Annotated in this window: 11 protein-coding genes; 5 read left to right on the top strand and 6 right to left on the bottom strand. The window is 69.4% G+C overall.

Going from position 1 to position 17,262, the window contains the following annotated elements:
• Positions 1-273: 273 nt before the first annotated feature.
• Entirely contained in the window at positions 274-885 is a 612-nt protein-coding gene (locus ACGFNU_RS03680; RefSeq protein ID WP_392589848.1) for an aminoacyl-tRNA deacylase, read from the bottom strand.
• A 393-nt stretch (positions 886-1,278) separates the two neighbouring features.
• Here ACGFNU_RS03680 and ACGFNU_RS03685 point away from each other — a divergent pair, with 393 nt between their 5' ends.
• Complete coding sequence (locus ACGFNU_RS03685) at positions 1,279-2,949, top strand: CCA tRNA nucleotidyltransferase (protein WP_392589850.1); 1,671 nt, start codon at positions 1,279-1,281, stop codon at positions 2,947-2,949.
• Positions 2,946-4,274, top strand: coding sequence for an adenosylmethionine--8-amino-7-oxononanoate transaminase (locus tag ACGFNU_RS03690; protein ID WP_392589852.1), 1,329 nt, complete (start codon positions 2,946-2,948; stop codon positions 4,272-4,274). The genes ACGFNU_RS03685 and ACGFNU_RS03690 overlap by 4 nt, the downstream gene beginning before the upstream one ends.
• A 52-nt stretch (positions 4,275-4,326) precedes the next feature.
• Here ACGFNU_RS03690 and ACGFNU_RS03695 read toward each other — a convergent pair whose 3' ends face one another.
• Positions 4,327-5,406, bottom strand: coding sequence for a sigma-70 family RNA polymerase sigma factor (locus ACGFNU_RS03695; protein WP_392589854.1), 1,080 nt, complete (start codon positions 5,404-5,406; stop codon positions 4,327-4,329).
• A gap of 214 nt (positions 5,407-5,620) precedes the next feature.
• Between ACGFNU_RS03695 and ACGFNU_RS03700 the strand changes: the two genes are divergently transcribed.
• Complete coding sequence (locus ACGFNU_RS03700) at positions 5,621-7,936, top strand: ATP-binding cassette domain-containing protein (RefSeq protein ID WP_392590993.1); 2,316 nt, start codon at positions 5,621-5,623, stop codon at positions 7,934-7,936.
• A 142-nt stretch (positions 7,937-8,078) separates the two neighbouring features.
• Here ACGFNU_RS03700 and ACGFNU_RS03705 read toward each other — a convergent pair whose 3' ends face one another.
• The 4 genes from ACGFNU_RS03705 to ACGFNU_RS03720 all read right to left on the bottom strand — a co-directional run bounded on the left by ACGFNU_RS03705 (position 8,079) and on the right by ACGFNU_RS03720 (position 13,481).
• On the bottom strand, positions 8,079-9,371 hold the full coding sequence (locus tag ACGFNU_RS03705; protein ID WP_392589856.1) for an MFS transporter: 1,293 nt from the start codon (positions 9,369-9,371) through the stop codon (positions 8,079-8,081).
• 273 nt (positions 9,372-9,644) lie between these two features.
• Positions 9,645-11,435, bottom strand: a complete 1,791-nt coding sequence (locus tag ACGFNU_RS03710; protein ID WP_392589857.1) for an ABC transporter substrate-binding protein — start codon at positions 11,433-11,435, stop codon at positions 9,645-9,647.
• A gap of 260 nt (positions 11,436-11,695) precedes the next feature.
• Entirely contained in the window at positions 11,696-12,775 is a 1,080-nt protein-coding gene (locus tag ACGFNU_RS03715) for an inositol-3-phosphate synthase (protein WP_392589859.1), read from the bottom strand.
• 73 nt (positions 12,776-12,848) lie between these two features.
• Positions 12,849-13,481 carry a helix-turn-helix transcriptional regulator gene (locus ACGFNU_RS03720; RefSeq protein WP_392589860.1) on the bottom strand — a complete coding sequence of 211 codons (633 nt, stop codon included), beginning with the start codon at positions 13,479-13,481 and terminating at the stop codon, positions 12,849-12,851.
• Between the two features lie 232 nt (positions 13,482-13,713).
• Here ACGFNU_RS03720 and ACGFNU_RS03725 point away from each other — a divergent pair, with 232 nt between their 5' ends.
• Together ACGFNU_RS03725 and ACGFNU_RS03730 are read left to right on the top strand one after the other, a co-directional pair.
• On the top strand, positions 13,714-14,097 hold the full coding sequence (locus ACGFNU_RS03725) for a DUF5318 family protein (protein ID WP_392589861.1): 384 nt from the start codon (positions 13,714-13,716) through the stop codon (positions 14,095-14,097).
• An 821-nt stretch (positions 14,098-14,918) separates the two neighbouring features.
• Positions 14,919-17,234 carry a transglycosylase domain-containing protein gene (locus ACGFNU_RS03730; protein WP_392589863.1) on the top strand — a complete coding sequence of 772 codons (2,316 nt, stop codon included), beginning with the start codon at positions 14,919-14,921 and terminating at the stop codon, positions 17,232-17,234.
• Positions 17,235-17,262: the final 28 nt, after the last annotated feature.

A 17,262-nucleotide genomic window follows, 5' to 3' on the forward strand; every position in this document is an offset into this window, starting at 1 on the left:
CGCATCACGGCCTCGATGTTAGCCGTGACACAGGTGCCGCCAGACCTCCCCGGCCACCCTCCGTAGATCAATTACGCCATCCGATACGGATCTCACAGTGCATCCGATGCTGGTGCGGCCGCGAGATCGGGCGGGGATCCGGTCCTGATCCGGCCGCGGGATCGGACGGGGTCCGGCGCTGGTGCGGCCATGAGGTCGGACAGGAATCCGGTCCTGGTACGGCCGCGGATCGGACAGGGGGCCGGTGCTGGGGCGGCCGTCCGATCCGCAAGATCAGCGACGGCCTCGCCGGGTGCCCAGGAAGCTCAGCGGGACCCGCCCGCCCGTCGCGGGCTCGGCGGTCCGGCCCCCGGCCGTCCGGCCGGTGCTCAGGCTCAGGTCGACCGGCCTGCCGGTTCTCAGGTCGACGGGTTTGGCCCCGCTGAGCGCGAACAGGTCGAGGGCCCGGATCCCGAGGGCGGTGGAGGCCTCGCCGGTCGCCGTGTAGACCACGTCGTCGACCGGCAGCCCGCCGATGGTCTCCTCGTCGATCAGCACCGGCATCGACTCCGGCAGGAGCAACGGGCACACCAGGCCCGCCGCGTACTCGGTGACGGCGTTGACCAGGTCGGGCCGGGCCGACCGGATCAGCCGCGCGCCGACGGCCAGGCGCACCCGCTCGGTCGGCGGCCGCACCCCGGCCGGGACGATCACCCCCACCAGGAAACGTTCGCCCCGGTGGACGTTGTTACAGGCGTAGACGCGCGTCACCAGGCACCGGCCCGCCGGCAGCCCGAGTGCCTCGGGCAGCTCGTCGGCGTGGGCGATCGCGAGGGGGAGCCGCACGATTTCATGCAGCGTCTCCCGTTCGAGGAGCGCGCGGTGGATGGTGAGAGCGTCCTTCATCACTTCAGCTCCGTCCTGCGGGGAAGCCCCCGCACACCCCCGAATGTGACCCTTGTCGCCCCGTATCCCGCACTGCCGGTGGGATCTCCCCACATACCCACGGTGCCGGTCTTTATCCTCGCCGTGCGTCCCGCGTGACTGCCGGGGCCGCTGTGGCCGCCGCACCCTCCAGTTACGCCGTGGGCCCGTGCGATGACGATCGCCCCGCCGCTCCCCGCTACCGTTGGTCGTGCGGAAAGGTCCGACCGGCGGTCGCGCGAGCGTCCTCTTCGGGGTGTCCAGAACGTAACTCGGGGATCTCGACGTGTGAAGAGGCCTCTTCCCTTTCTTCGCGGCCGGGATCCGTCCAAAGTCCTTTGTCAGCCGCCCAGCAAGGAAATACGCTCGATGGTCGTGCCTGAAGAGAATCCCAACCCTGAACCGCAGGAGCCGGCCGAGCCGCGGGCTCCGCAGCAGCCGCAGTCGCAGCGCGTCGCGATCGCCGAGCTGCTGCGCCGCGTCGCGCCCGTCGCCGACGAGCTCGGCGAGCGGTTCGCGGCGGCCGGGCACGAGCTGGCCCTGGTCGGCGGGCCGGTCCGGGACGCGTTGCTGCGCCGTCCGGGCAAGGACGTCGACCTGACCACCGACGCGCCGCCGGACCGGATCCTGGAGATCATCGGCGGCGGCTGGGCCGACTCGATCTGGACGATCGGCATCGAGTTCGGGACGGTGGGCCTCCGCAAGAACGGCTACGAGCTGGAGATCACGACCTACCGCAGCGAGTCGTACGATCCCAAGTCGCGCAAGCCGGAGGTCGAGTACGGCACCTCGCTCGTCGAGGACCTGCGCCGCCGCGACTTCGCGGTCAACGCCATGGCGGCGCGGCTGCCGGGGCACGAGTTCGTCGACCCGTTCGGCGGGCTGACCGACCTTCAGCGCAAGGTGATGCGGACGCCGGGCCGCGCCGAGGACTCGTTCACCGACGATCCGCTGCGGATGATGCGGGCGGCGCGGTTCGCCTCCCAGCTCGGCTTCACCGTGGCGCCCGACGTCGTCGAGGCGATGACCGGCATGGCGGGCCGGATCGAGATCGTCTCGGCCGAACGCGTCCGGGACGAGCTGTCGAAGTTGATCTGCGGCGCGTACCCGCGCGAGGGCCTGGCCCTGCTGGTCGACACCGGCCTGGCCGCGCAGGTGCTGCCCGAGCTGCCCAAACTGCGGCTGGAGATCGACGAGCACCACCGGCACAAGGACGTCTACGAGCACTCGCTGATCGTTCTCGAACAGGCGATCGCGCAGGAGGAGGACGGGCCGGACCTCGTCCTGCGGCTGGCGGCGTTGCTGCACGACATCGGCAAGCCCAGGACCCGGAAGTTCGAGGCCGGCGGGCGGGTGTCGTTCCACCACCACGAGGTCGTGGGCGCCAAGATGACCCGCAAGCGGCTCACCGAGCTCCGCTATCCCAAGGACGTCGTCGCCGACGTGTCGCGGCTGGTCGAGCTTCACCTCCGCTTCCACGGTTATGGCACGGGCGAGTGGACCGACTCGGCCGTGCGCCGGTACGTGCGCGACGCCGGGCCGCTGCTGTCGCGCCTGCACAAACTGACCCGGGCCGACTGCACGACCCGCAACAAGCGCAAGGCCGACCGGTTGCGCCGCACCTACGACGATCTCGAGGCCCGGATCGCGCGGCTCTCCGAGGAGGAGGAACTCGCCTCGATCCGCCCGGAGGTCGACGGCAACGAGATCCAGGAGATCCTTGGCATCAAGCCGAGCCCCCTCGTCGGCAAGGCCTACCGCTACATGCTCGAATATCGCCTCGACCGCGGCCCCATCGGCAAGGAGGCCGCCATGGCGGAGCTCCGCCGGTGGGCCATCGAACGAGGGATCCTCGATCCGTCCGGTGCACCGCCCGGCGCACCGACGGGCGCTCCGACCGCAGGCCCGACCTCCGGCGACGCCGAGAGCGGAGCCCCTGCGTCCAAGAGCGGCGCTCCTGCGTCCGGGGGCGGCGCCGCCGCGTCCGGGGGCGGGGCTCCTGCCTCCGGGGACGAGGCTTCCGCGGCCGGGGGCGAGGAATCATGATCCAGGTCAGGCTCGGCCGGATGAGCCCGCAGGAGACCGAGCGCCTGCTGGCCTACGACCGTGAGCACGTGTGGCATCCGTACGCGCCGATGCCCGCCGCCTACCCCGCCGAGCTCGTGGTCTCGGCGTCGGGCGTCCACCTGACCTTGGCGGACGGCAGCGAGCTGATCGACGGCATGTCGTCGTGGTGGGCGGCCGTCCACGGGTACGACCACCCGGAGCTGAACGCCGCCGTCACGCGCCAGCTGGGCAAGATGGCGCACGTGATGTTCGGCGGGCTGACGCACCCGACGGCGATCCGGCTGGCGCAGCGGCTCGTCGACCTCAGCCCGGAGCCGCTCACCAAGGTGTTCTTCGCCGACTCCGGCTCGGTCGCCGTCGAGGTCGCGATCAAGATGGCGCTGCAGTACTGGCGGTCGCAGGGCCGCCCCGAACGGCATCGCCTGCTGACGGTGCGCGGCGGCTACCACGGCGACACGTTCGGCGACATGGCCGTCTGCGACCCGGTGAACGGCATGCATCATCTCTTCGCCGACGTCCTGCCGCAGCACGTGTTCGCCCCGGAGCCGCCGATCGGTTACCAGGCCGAGCCGGACGAGGCGTACCTGAGCGGCCTGGCCGACCTGGTGGCCGCCCACGCGGGCGAGCTCGCCGCGATCATCGCCGAGCCCATCGCCCAGGGCGCGGGCGGCATGCGCTTCTACGCGCCCGAGTACCTGCGGGCGCTGCGCGAGCTGGCCGACGAGCACGGCCTGCTGCTCATCCTCGACGAGATCGCCACCGGGTTCGGCCGGACGGGCGAGCTCTGGGGCTGCGACCACGCCGAGGTCGCGCCGGACATCATGTGCGTGGGCAAGGCCCTCACCGGCGGATACATGACCATGGCCGCGACACTGTGCACCGATCGGGTGGCCGCGGGGATCGCCGCGGGCGAGGCGCGGGACGCGGGAACGGGCGTGCTCATGCACGGCCCGACGTACATGGCCAATCCGCTGGCCGCCGCGGTCGCGAACGCCTCCATCGACCTCCTGCTCTCCCGCGACTGGCGCGAGGAGGTCGACACCATCGAGGCCCTGCTCACGGCCGGTCTGGAGGACGCCCGGGAGCTTCCGGGGGTCGCCGACGTCCGGGTGCTGGGCGCGATCGGCGTCATCGAGGCGCGTGAGCCGGTGGACGTTCCCGCGATCCAGAAGCTCGTGATGGAGCACGGCGTCTGGTTGCGGCCGTTCGGCAAGCTGATCTACACCATGCCGCCGTACGTCTGCTCCGAGGACGAGATCGGCCACATCACCGAGGCCATGTACGCCGCCGCCGAATCCCTCTGAGGGACCGCGTCTCGCAGGGGGCCTGATCCGCTGAGAGAGCGGATCAGGCGGATCAGGCGTCCACCCGGCTCGGCAGCCCGAACAGCGGGAAGAGCCGGTCGGTGTCCCGGAACGAGTTGATGGCCACGACGCGGTCGGAGGCGATCTCCAGGACCTGGAGGGAGAACGGCTCGTAGCCGTGGCCGGAGGCGCTCGGCCGGTACTGCCCGAACGCCGGGGAGCCGTTGGCCATGGTCCGGATCAACCGCGACCCCCGGCAGCCCACTCCGGGCCCCAGCAGCCAGGCCTGGATGTCGTCCGATCCCTTGAGCCACACCGGGTGCGGGGGCAGGGAAAGCGTCGCGTCCACGTGCAGGAGCAGGGTCAGCGCTTCCATGTCGAAGCGTTCGAAGGCGTCAGCGTACCGTTCGGCCAGCGCGTTCTGTAGATCATCGGCGAGCGCCTCGGATTGCGCCGGCCCCGGGGCGGACCGCGCCTGCCTGGAGGCGGACTGCACCGGTCCGGAGGCGGGCCGCGCCTGCCCGGGGGAGACCGGCTGCTGGCGGGCCGCCATCGTGGCGCGAGCGCGCTGCAGGGCGCTGTTGATGGACGCGACGCTGTTGCCGCCCAGCAGTTCGGCGATCTCACGCGCGGACAGTCCCAGCAGTTCCCGCAGGAGCAGGACGGTCCGCTGCTTGGGCGCGAGATATTGCAGCGCGGCGACGAAGGCCAGCCGGACGGACTCGCGGCTCACGGCCGTGTCGGCGGGATCACCGTTCAGCGAGCCGGCGGAGGCGATCCGATCGTCCGGCATCGGCTCGATCCAGTGGCCCGCCTCCAGGGGCTCACCCGGGTCGGTCGCGCCGGAGAGCGGCGGGGAGAGGTCCATCGGGCGCGCCCGCCGCTGCCGGTGCGCCAGCAGGTCCATGCACACGTTGGTGGCGATGCGGTACAGCCACGAGCGGAGCGACGACCGCCCCTCGAACCGATCGAGGGATCGCCACGCGCGCACCATCGTCTCCTGGACGGCGTCCTCGGCTTCGAAGGCCGAACCCAGCATGCGGTAGCAGTAGCCGGTCAGTTCCCGCCGGTACTGCTCCAGTTGGACGTCCAGATCGGCGCGCACATCGCCGGAAACCGCCTGCTCGCTCATCTCGTTCCGTCCAACGCCGTGGCATTTTCGGTCACCGTACACCGCCACCTGTCATGCCAGGACCGGCCTGTAACTTGGGATCATGGAGGGCGGAACGGACGCCGAGCAGGGCACCGAGCACGGCGCCGGTGCGGAAGGCGGGTACCGCGCCGGTGCGGACGGCGAGTACGGCGCCGGGGCGGACGATCCGTTCGTACGGGTGCGCGGGGCGCGGGTGCACAATCTGCGCGGCGTGGACGTCGCCATCCCGCGTGACGCGCTCGTGGCGTTCACCGGGGTGTCCGGGTCGGGGAAGTCCTCGCTGGCGTTCGGCACGCTGTACGCCGAGGCGCAGCGCCGGTTCCTGGAGTCCGTCGCGCCGTACGCCCGCCGCCTCGTCCACCAGGTCGGCGCGCCCGACGTGGACGAGATCACCGGCCTGCCGCCCGCCGTGGCCCTGGAGCAGCGCCGTTCGGTGCCGTCCTCGCGGTCGTCCGTCGGGACCGTCACCACCCTGTCCAACTCACTGCGAATGTTGCTCTCCCGCGCGGGCGACTACCCGCCGGGCGCCGAACGTCTCGACTCCGACTCGTTCTCTCCCAACACCCCTGTAGGCGCCTGCCCGAACTGCCATGGCCTCGGCGTGGTTCACGACGTCACCGAAGGCTCGCTTGTCCCCGACCCTTCGTTGAGCATTCGCGAGGGCGCCGTCGCCTCCTGGCCGGGTGCGTGGCAAGGCAAGAACCTTCGCGACATCCTGGCCACGCTTGGCTACGACATCGACCGACCCTGGCGTGAGCTCCCGCAGGAACAGCGCGACTGGATCCTCTTCACCGACGAACAACCCGTCGTCACCGTGCATCCCGTACGCGAGGCCCACCGCATCCACCGGCCGTACCAGGGCACCTACTCCAGCGCCAAGCGGCTCGTCCTGCGCGCGTACGCCGAGTCCAAGAGCGAGAGCCGGCGCAAGAAGGCGGCGGAATTCCTGGTGAGCACGGTATGCCCGGTCTGCGGAGGGCGCCGCCTCAGACCCGAGGCGCTGGCGGTCACGTTCGCCGGTCGTACGATCTCCGAGCTCACGGGCCTGCCCCTCACGGCGCTCGCGGACCTCCTCCGGCCGTACGCGGACGAGGGCGGCGGCGGCCCGGCGGCTCTGCTGTCCGAGGACCTGATCGCCCGCATCCAGGTGCTGGTGGAACTGGGCCTCGGCTATCTGAGCACCGATCGGTCCAGCCCCACGCTCTCGGCCGGTGAGCTCCAGCGGCTGCGTTTGGCCACGCAGTTGCGCTCTGGTCTCTTCGGGGTGGTGTACGTGCTGGACGAGCCGTCCGCGGGCCTGCATCCGGCCGACGCCGAAGCGCTGATGTCGGTCCTCCGGCGTCTCAAGGCCACGGGCAACACGGTCTTCATGGTCGAACACGATCTCGACGTGGTCCGCAGGGCCGACTGGATCGTGGACGTCGGCCCAGAGGCGGGAGTGCACGGCGGCCAGATTCTCTACAGCGGCCCCGTCGAGGGCCTGCACGACGTGGAAGCCTCTGCCACGCGCCGCCATCTCTTTGGCGAAGCCACCCGCTCGCCCCGAACGCCCCGTTCCCCCTCCGGATGGCTGAAGCTCCGCGGCGTGACCCGCCACAACCTCCGCGGCCTCGACGCGTCCGTGTCGCTGGGCGCCTTCACCGCGATCACCGGCGTCTCGGGCTCCGGCAAGTCGACCCTGCTCGACGTCCTGGCCGAGGCCGCCGCCGAAGGGGACGCGGTCGAACGCGTCGTGCGCGTGGACCAGAAGCCCATCGGCCGTACGCCGCGTTCCAACCTGGCCACCTACACCGGGCTCTTCGACTCGGTGCGCAAGCTGTTCGCCGCCACGGACGAGGCCAGAGAGCGCGGCTATGACGCCGGACGTTTCTCGTTCAACGTGGTCGGCGGGCGTTGCGAGACCTGCCAGGGCGAAGGCTACGTGTCGGTGGAGCTGCTCTTCCTGCCGACGACGTACGCACCCTGCCCGGACTGTCATGGCGCCCGCTACAACCCGTCCACCCTGGAAATCACCAATCGGGACGTGAACATCGCGGGCGTGCTCGACATGACCGTGGACGAGGCGGTCGGATTCCTCGCCGACGTCCCGCCCGCTGCCCGTTCACTCCGAACGCTGCGCGAGGTCGGCCTCGGCTATCTCCGCCTGGGGCAGCCTGCCACCGAGCTCTCCGGAGGCGAGGCACAACGGATCAAGCTGGCCACCGAATTGCAGCGCACGAGGCGTTCCGGCGTCCTCTACCTGCTGGACGAGCCCACGACAGGCCTGCACCCGGCGGACACAGAGGTGCTGATGCACCAGCTCCACGCCCTGGTCGACGGCGGCAGCACAGTGGTCGTCGTGGAGCACGATCTGGACGTGGTGGCGGCGGCCGACCATGTGATCGACCTTGGTCCGGGTGGCGGCGACGAGGGCGGCCGGGTCGTGGCCCACGGCACTCCGGCGGACGTGGCGGCCACCCCGGAGAGCCTGACCGCGAAGTACCTGCGGCCGCACCTCACCCCGAACTGACGCGTTGTTAACGCGTACCGGCACTTTGGCCCGAGGCGTTGCCAACGCGTAGCGGCACTCCAGACTGAGGGATTGTCACCGCATGGCGGCACTCTGGCGTGAAGCGTTGGCAACGCATGGCGGCGCCCCGAACTGAGGCCCGTCAGCGCATGGCGGCTGGGTGCGGGCGGGTGAGACGGGTCGTCGCGGCCCAGTAAACGGTGGCGCCGAGGGCGTACGCGGCGATGACCAGGGCCAGGGTCGCGTGCGAGACGCCGTCGGCCGGGAGCCAGGTGGCCGCCGCCGCGGCAGCCGCCGCGAACGCCGCGTTGAAGAGCATGTCGTACACGGCGAAGACCCGGCCGCGATAGGCGTCGTCGATCGTCTCCTGGAGGATCGTGTCGACGCAGAGCTTGACGCCCTGCGACACCACGCCCAGCGCGAAGGCCCCGGCCGCCCAGGCGGGCTCGGTGAACGGCATGCCGAGCACCAGCAGGCCGCCCGATCCCGCGGCCAGCAGCGAGGCGATCCAGGCCTGCTTGCTGATCCGCCGCACGACCAGCGGGGTGATCACCGCGGCCAGGAAGTAGCCGCCGCCGGAGACCCCGAGCATCATCGCGAACTTGCTGAGCCCGGTGTCGGCGTCGGTGGTGAAGTGGTTGCGGCACAGCAGCAGAGTCATGATCAGGATGACGCCGTAGGTGAACCGGTGGAACGAGATCGCTCCGAGGGCCAGGGCCGCCGACGGCCGTTCCCGGATGTGCCTCGCGCCGTCCGCGAGGCCGTGCAGCACGTTCCCCAGCGCGTCGCGCGTCTGCGCCGCCGCCTCTTCCAGGTGCGGACCCAGCACGCGGCGCGGCAGGCTCGTCGCGACGACCCCCGCGAGCAGGAAGAGCCCGGACGCGCAGAGCAGGATCAGCGCGGTGCCGTTGTGACCCGCGCCGAACACCTGCCGCAGCAGGTAGCCGCCGCCCGCGCCGATGAACGCCACGATCGTCCCCGAGGTGACCGCGAACGCGTTGGCGGTCACCAGGTGCTCGCGGCGCACCACATGCGGAAGGGCCGCGGACAGCGCCGCGAGGAAGAACCGGTTGACCCCCAGCACGAGCAGGACGCCCAGGAAGAAGGGAATGCCGTCGTCGCCGGACGCCACCAGCGCGGCGACGCCGATCACCATCAGCGCCCGCAGGATCGGAGTCCACACCAGGATCTGGCGCCGCTGCCACCGGTCGATGAAGACCCCGGCGAACGGGCCGAGCGCCGAGTAGGGCAGCAACGTCACGGCGAACGCGGCGGCCGCCTTGCCCGCCGAGGTCTGCCGTTCGGGTGAGAAGAAGACCCATCCGGCCAGGGCCACCTGGAACACGCCGTCGGTGAGCTGCGAGATCAGGCGCGTCGCATAGAGCCGCCGGAAATCCCGGCCGCCCAGGATCGCCCGGAGCTCACTAGCCCTCACCAGATCACCCTACGCGCAGTCGCCCCATGCTCCCGGCCCACCGGCGATCCCGGCCCCAGGACCCGCCGCCGTACCCGACGATCACCCGCCGAAGGACCACGTCCGCCACGCCGTAGTGAGTCGCGTCCGCCACTCCGACGTGAGCCACGGTCTCGTGCTGGCGCGAACCAGGGCCTCGTATTGGCGTGGGCCACGGCTGCCGTGCTGGCGTGAGGCCGTCGTGGCTGCGTGAGTTGCGGTTTGGGTGGTGGTGATCTGGGAGCGCGTGGGGGGTCAGGGGGAGAGCCAGAGGCGGGTGTAGTCGTAGGTGGTCGAGGTCGGGAGGTAGCGGGCGCCTCGCACGCGGGCGGAGTGGAAGATCGGGAGGGCCCGGTTGAGGAGCGGGATGACGGCGGCGTCCTCCATGATCTTCTGGTCGGCGAGCTGCCAGTAGCCGGCGGCGCGGCTCTGGTCCGGGGCCGTGAGGGCGCTGTCGATGAGGGCGTTGACCTGCGGGTTGTCGTAGCCGCCGAAGTTGGTGGAATTCGGGCCGTACGTGCGGCCGTCGAACAGCGGCTGGATGAGCGAACGACCGTTGTTGCCGTACCAGTCGGGTGTCCAGCCAGGGGCCGCGATGTCCCAGACACCTTCACGGGCCTTGGCCGGGTCGGCGAGCGTCGTGCCGTAGTAGTTGCCGCCCGTGTCGGGGATGAGCTTGGCCTTCACTCCACAGGCGCCGAGGTTCTCCTTGATGGATTCGGCGATCCGCTTATGAGAGCCCTGGACGCGGTAGGGGAACTTCAACGTCAGGTCTTTGGGCGCACCCGCCTTGGCGAGCAGCAGTCGGCACCTGACAGGGTCACCACCTTCGCTTGCCGTGGCGTAGCGATTGGAGGCGAAGTAGCCGGCGTTCCCTGGCGGGATGATGGTGTGCAGTGGCTCCGCCACCTCCGGGCCGCCGACGATCTTGATGAGCGCCGTCCGGTCGACCGCGTACTGGAGGGCCTGCCGTACCTCGCGCTTGGCCAGCGCGCCGCCGCCCGTCCGGCCGCGTGTGTTGAAGACCAGGTACGGGCTGCTGCTGGGAGTGTCGCGGATGGCGAATCGTTCGTCCTGGGTCCGGCGCAACCGGGCGATCGCGGTGACCGGCACCGGCTGGTCCCACGAAAGGTCGGCGGTGCCCTGTTCGAGTTGCTGCTGGACGGCGTCGGGCGACTCCTGCCCGAGGGTGAGCCGGATCTTCTCGACATGGCGTTCGCGCAGCGGGTCGGTCTCCTGCCGCCAGGCCGGGTTGTGGCTCAGCACGTAGGAGAGGCCGGGCTTGTAGGACGTGATCTGGTACGGGCCATTGGAGATGGTGTGCTGCCGGAACTCGGGGCTGTCCGGGACGTACTCGTCGTATTCCTTGGGGGCCGCGGCGGTGAATTGCAGCGTCAGCAGATTGAGGAAGTCGCTCGCCGGTTGCCGCAGCTTGAAAACGAGGGTGTCGTCGCCCTTCGCCTGCACGCCTGGGATGGTGTGCTTGTTCTGGTAGGCGGCGAGCGCGGTGGCGTCCTTGGCGTTCACCTTGGCGAAGCCGCGGCAGTAGTCGTCCATCCCGCGGATCGTGGACACGTAGTAGGTGAGGCCGCCCGCCGGAGAGGCGGGGTTGCACAGCCGCTTGAGGCCCCGGACGAAGTCGGCGGCGACGACCGGGCGCGCCGGGCGGGTGTTCCAACGGACACCCTTGCGCAGCTTCATCGTGTACGTGCGGCCGTCCTTGCCGATGCCACCGTTCTCTTTGGTGGGCACATTGGCGGCGACGTCGGCCTGCACCGGCACGGTCTCTTTGAAGTCGTTGCCGGCCCGGGTCCCGAAGAGGGTCCGCGCGTACGTGCGGTTGAGGCCGGTCGAGCCGGTGCTGTTGGCGCTGGAGGTGTCGAGGTGTTCGACGTCGGACGAGCCGATGATCCGCAGCGTCCCGCCGTTCCTGGGCGGGCCGGCCGGCTCGGAGCCAGAGCCGGAATCGCCGCCCCCGCCGCACGCGGCAAGCCCCATCGCGAGCCCCACCAGCCCCGCGGCCGTCCTCAGTGCCTCGCGCGCCATCCCCGTCCTCCTGCCGACCGACCGGTCCACGGGTGGCCCCTCGGGCGGGCGGCCTGTGGACGTCATGACCATCACTGGCGGTGCCAGAGTAGGGCCAGAGCGTGACAACGGCCGCTACATCACCATTTCCCTATAGAAGTAAGGACGCCCTGACAGTGATGTCCACTGTCAGGGCGTCCCTGGGCGTGCTTTGTGACCAGCCTCTCAGTCCATCAGGACCGGACGGCCGTTCGGCGCGCGGTCGTTCGGCGCGCGGTCGTTCAGCGCTCGATGTCGCCGCGGATGAACGCCTCGACGGCGTCGCGGGCCTGGTCGTCGTTGTACTGCTCCGGCGGCGACTTCATGAAGTAGGAGCTGGCCGACAGGATCGGGCCGCCGATGCCGCGGTCCTTGGCGATCTTGGCGGCGCGCACCGCGTCGATGATGACGCCGGCCGAGTTGGGGGAGTCCCAGACCTCGAGCTTGTACTCCAGGTTGAGCGGGGTGTCGCCGAAGGACTTGCCCTCCAGGCGGACGTAGGCCCACTTGCGGTCGTCCAGCCACGGCACGTGGTCGGACGGGCCGATGTGCACGTCGGCCTTGGCCATCTCGTGCGGGATCTGCGACGTGACCGACTGGGTCTTGGAGATCTTCTTGGACTGGAGGCGCTTGCGCTCCAGCATGTTCATGAAGTCCATGTTGCCGCCGAAGTTGAGCTGGTACGTGCGCAGCAGCTCGACGCCGCGGTCTTCGAACAGCTTGGCCATCACGCGGTGCGTGATGGTCGCGCCGACCTGGGACTTGATGTCGTCGCCGACGATCGGGACACCGGCGTCGGTGAACTTCTGGGCCCACTCGGGGTCGCTGGCGATGAACACCGGCAGTGCGTTGACGAACGCGACCTTGGCGTCGATGGCGCACTGGGCGTAGAAGCGGTCGGCCTCTTCGGAGCCCACCGGCAGGTAGGACACCAGCACGTCGACCTCGGCGTCCTTGAGGGCCTGCACGACGTCGACCGGCTGGGCGTCGGACTCCTCGACCATGTCGAGGTAGTACTCGCCGAGGCCGTCGAAGGTGTGGCCGCGCTGGACCATCACGCCGGTCGGCGGGACGTCGGCGAACTTGATGGTGTTGTTCTCGCTCGCGTGGATGGCCTCGGAGAGGTCCATGCCGACCTTCTTGGCGTCCACGTCGAAGGCCGCGACGAACTCCACGTCACCGACGTGGTACTCGCCGAACTGAACATGCATCAGGCCGGGGACTCGCGTCTCGGGGCTCGCGTCCTTGTAGAACTCGACACCCTGGACGAGCGAAGAGGCGCAGTTGCCCACACCCACGATGGCTACGCGCACCGAACCCATCCGGTTGCTCCATTCTTGTTGCGGAACATGTGGTGTTTCTTCACCCGACCCCGAGTGGAGTGGGGAACCGCGATCAGCGGCCCGTCTCCCGAGGCATGTCCTGAGTCGTTTTCGAAGTCCGTGCTTGCTCTTGCTGTGCTTGCTGTTCCTGCTCCGCCCGCTCCCGCCCGATGAGCTCGTTGAGCCACCTGACCTCGCGTTCGACGGATTCGAGCCCGTGGTTCTGGAGCTCGAGGGTGTAGCTGTCGACTCGCTCACGGGTCCGCGCCAGCGCGGCGCGCACGCCCTCCAGGCGCTCCTCCAGCCGGCTCCGCCGGCCTTCCAGGATCCGCAGCCGGACGTCGGCGCGGGTGTGCGAGAAGAAGGCGAAGTGCACGCCGAACCCCTCGTCCTCCCACGACGCCGGGCCCGCCTCGGTGAGGAGCTGCTGCAGCCGCTCCTTGCCCTCGGCGGTGAGCTTGTAGACGATCTTCGAGCGGCGACTCTGGAGCGCCAGCGGCACGTTCTGCTCCGGCCGGTCCTCCATGATCAGCCCACTGGCGAGGAGCTGCTTGAGGCACGGATAGAGCGAGCCGTACGAGAAGGCGCGGAACATGCCCAGCAGGGTGTTGAGCCGCTTGCGCAGCTCGTACCCGTGCATCGGGGACTCGTGCAGCAGGCCGAGCACGGCGAGCTCGAGCACGCCTTGTCCCTTCCTACTGCTCATGTCCACTCCCGCAGAGCCGATGTCTCAACTTGATGTATCGAGTGAATGTATCGACTCGATACATCTGAAAGATACGTACCGACGCCGATCCTGGCAAGTCGTCGCTCGCCCTCGGGCAAGCCGGCGTGCACGCGGCGGCCATCCGGTGCTCACGCCGCGTCCGCGTACGTGATCTTCCAAAGGGGGGACGCGGGCCGTACCCTGCTGACATGTGGGGTCGGAGCAACCTCCCATGAGACCGAGGCTGGTCGTCGACTACGGCCTCGCGAAGCGGGCAGCCCTGGCCGAGCTACGCGCCGGCGCGGTGACCAGGGACGAGGCCTGCGACGCCCACCCCTATCTCCTCCGCGCGGCCAGGTACCACGGCGAGCCCACGAACCAGGTCTGTCCGGTCTGCCGCCGCGAGCACCTCACCCACGTCACCTATGTGTACGGAGACGAACTGGGCCGTTACGAAGGACGGGTCAAGGCGACGGCTGATCTTGCCGATATGGATCGTGAATACGGAGAATTCAGGGTCTATGTGGTCGAAGTGTGCCAAGGTTGCGCCTGGAATCACTTGTCGGTGTCATATGTCCTCGGCCATGGGCACGAGCCTCGCAGCCAGCGGGGATAGCTCCCCCTGCGGCCTCGCAACCAGCGAGGACGGCCCATGTACAGGGCGTCTAACCGTGCACGGCGTTAACCCGCTCACCAGCCTGCACAGTACTCTTCGGACGACGCACCAGCCGTTACCCCCGTTGATGAGGTCGCGTGAGTAATCCAAGCCAGCCCCGACCAGAACCCGGGTCGCCGCGGCCGGGCGGGCAGCAACATCCCCGCCCCGGCCAGCCAGGCGGTGTCCCCGGCCGGCCGGGAGCCCCCCAGTCATCTGCCATGCCCGGACGCCCCACAGGCCCCGCCGCGGCGTCAGGCCCAAGTGCCCCCGGTCGATCGGGTGCGCCCGGCCGACCCGGCGCCCCGGGCGGACGTCCAGGCGGTCCCGACGGGCCCGGCCAGCCGAACGGCATCGGCCGTGGCGGCGGCCCGGCGCGCCCTGGAGCCAACGGCAACGGCCGCCCCTCGGGGCCCGGCCGTCCCGGCGCGCCGGCCCCGGGACGGCCCGGCGCACCTACCCGCGTGGGCGGGGCCGGCGGCGGCGTGGGTGCGGCATCACGTGCGGAGGCCCCACCGCGCCCCGGCGCTCCACGCCCCGGTAGCCCAGGACGGATGGGCGGCGGCCCCAACAGCGGCCCCAACGGGCGCGGGTCCAACGGCCGTGGCCCCGGCCGAGGCCCAGGCGGCCCCGGCGGCCGTGGCCCTGGAGGTCCAGGCGGGCCCGGTGGCCCTGGCGGCCCGAACGAGCCCGTCGGACGCACCGGATGGAAGCGCATCCTGCTCGGCCCTGGCCTCAAGCGAAAGGGCTGGCGTCGTTACCTGCCTCCGTGGCGAGCCGTCATGGGTGTGATGCTCCTCGGCTTCGCGGCGGTCTGCGTCCTCGTCGGCGTGGCGTACTCCCAGACTCCACTCCCTTCCCAGCCGACGAACGCGGGGGTCAGGGACCAAGCTTCGATCTTCTACGCCAGCGACCGTAAGACGGAGATCGGCCGGATCGGCAAGAAGCGGCAGATCGTTGAGCAGCTGGGCGCGCCCGGAGAGAAGCCCACGAAGGGCAAGGTGCCCGACTTCGTCCAGAATGCTGTGCTCGCTGCTGAGAACCGGAGTTTCCGCACCGACAAGGGCGGCATCTCCATCAAGGGCACCGGGCGAGCCGTGTGGGTCAACCTCAACGGTGGCCAGGGCGGCGGCTCGACCATCACCCAGCAGTTGGCCAAGAACTACTACTCCGACATCAACAACCGGACGATGAGCCGGAAGTTCAAAGAGCTCTTCATCTCGATGAAGCTCGAGGATAGGTACGGCAAGGACGAAATCCTCAAGCTCTATCTGAACACCATCTACTTCGGCCGTGACACCTACGGCATCCAAGCCGCCTCCCGCGAGTATTTCAAACAGGACGTGTGGAACCTCAAGCCTGATCAGGCGGCCTTCCTCGCCGGGCTCATCCAGAACCCCAACCGGGACCCGTCCGAGACGAAGAACAAGGCTTGGATCAAGGAGCGGTTCGAGTACACGCTCAACGGCCTGGTCACCATGAACAAGATGAGCGCCACCGAGGCGACCGCTCTCAAGGCGAAGGGGCTTCCGCGCTACTTCTCTCAAGGCAAGGGCGGATTCGCGAATCTCTACACCGGGCAAAAGGGCTACATGCTCATGCGCGCCAAGCTGGAGTTGGAGCGTCAGGGCATCACCGGTGAGGTGCTGACCAAACAGGGCCTTCGCGTCTACACCACCTTCGACATGGAGAAGATGAAGGCCGCCAAGATCGCGGCTGAGACCACCATCCCTGGGTTGAACCCGAAGAAACTCGCCACGAAGCACGTGCGCGTCGGGCTTGTCTCCGTCAACACGAAGAACGGTGAGGTGGAGGCCTTCTACGGGGGGCCGGACTATCTGAACCAGTCATTCGACAACGTGTGGCAGGGGCAGGCGCAGGCCGGGTCGGCGATGAAGCCGTACGTTCTCGCCGCGGCCCTGAAGAAGGGCTACAGCCTGAAGAGCCTCGTCAACGGCAAGTCGAATGTCCCCCTCAACACGTCGGGTGATGTCGTTCCTCCGGGACAGGGCGGTTACGCCGTTCGCACCAGTCACGCCAAGCCTGCCGTCGACCTCGTCGAGGCGATGCAGTGGTCCAACAACACCGCCTTCGTGCAGCTGGGATTCAAGGTCGGCAGCGCTGAGGTGGTCAAGATGGCAACCGAAGCCGGCGTCGCCGACAACCTGATGAAGCCCTACCAGGGTGCCGGTGGTCTGTTCCTTGGAATCAACGACATTCGGGCGATCGAGCAGGCGGCGGGTTACGCCCCGTTCGCCAATGGCGGCGTCTACCACAAGCCGCACGTCATCCGGAAGGTCTTGAACGCCGATAACAAGACGTCCTACCGCACCAAGAGCGGCAAAACCTTGAAGTGGGAAGAGTCGCGGACGATCTTCGACAAGGAAGTCGCGGCGAAGGCGACCTACGCCATGCAGCGGGTCGTCACGGGCGGCACCGGCATCTTGGCGAGGCTCCCCGACCGTCCGGCGGCGGGCAAGACCGGTACGACGGAGAACAACGTCGCGACCTGGTTCGTCGGGTACGTGCCGCAGATCTCCACCTCGGTCACCGTGTTCAACGACAAGTACGACAAGAGGCTGAAGCGCAAGAAGTCCTTGGTGATCCCCAACGTCGACGTCCAGGGTGGCACCGTGCCCGCCCGCCTCTGGAAGGCCTACATGGTCAAGGCGACCGCGGGGCTTCCGGTCGAGCAGTTCCCGCCGGCGTCGATGGACGGCCAGGTCTACAAGTACGCCCAGCTTCCGAAGCCGAAGAAGGAAAAGGGCGACGACGAGAAGCCGGAGTTCTGCAAGTACCCGATCTTCAAGGACGACCCTCGGTGCAAGGACGACCAGGACGAGCCCGACGACCCGGAGAACCCGGGCCCGGGTGACAAGCCGGCATGCCAGACGCCGTTCCCGGACGGGAACTGCGACCCGAACAAGCCGCCGAAGCTGCCGCCGCCCAACTGGTGGTGCGACGCGCACCCGGACCAGGCGCCGCAGTACCCGGCGTGCCGCAGGGGCGGCAATGACGACGATGACGAGCCGGGGCCGAACCAGCCCCAGACGCAGCAACGGGTCCTCCTTCCGTTCGGCTACCGATCGGAAGAGTGACGCCGGTCGCCGTCCGTCACGGGTGACG

This window comes from Spirillospora sp. NPDC048911, from assembly GCF_043198015.1.
Taxonomy (GTDB): domain Bacteria; phylum Actinomycetota; class Actinomycetes; order Streptosporangiales; family Streptosporangiaceae; genus Spirillospora.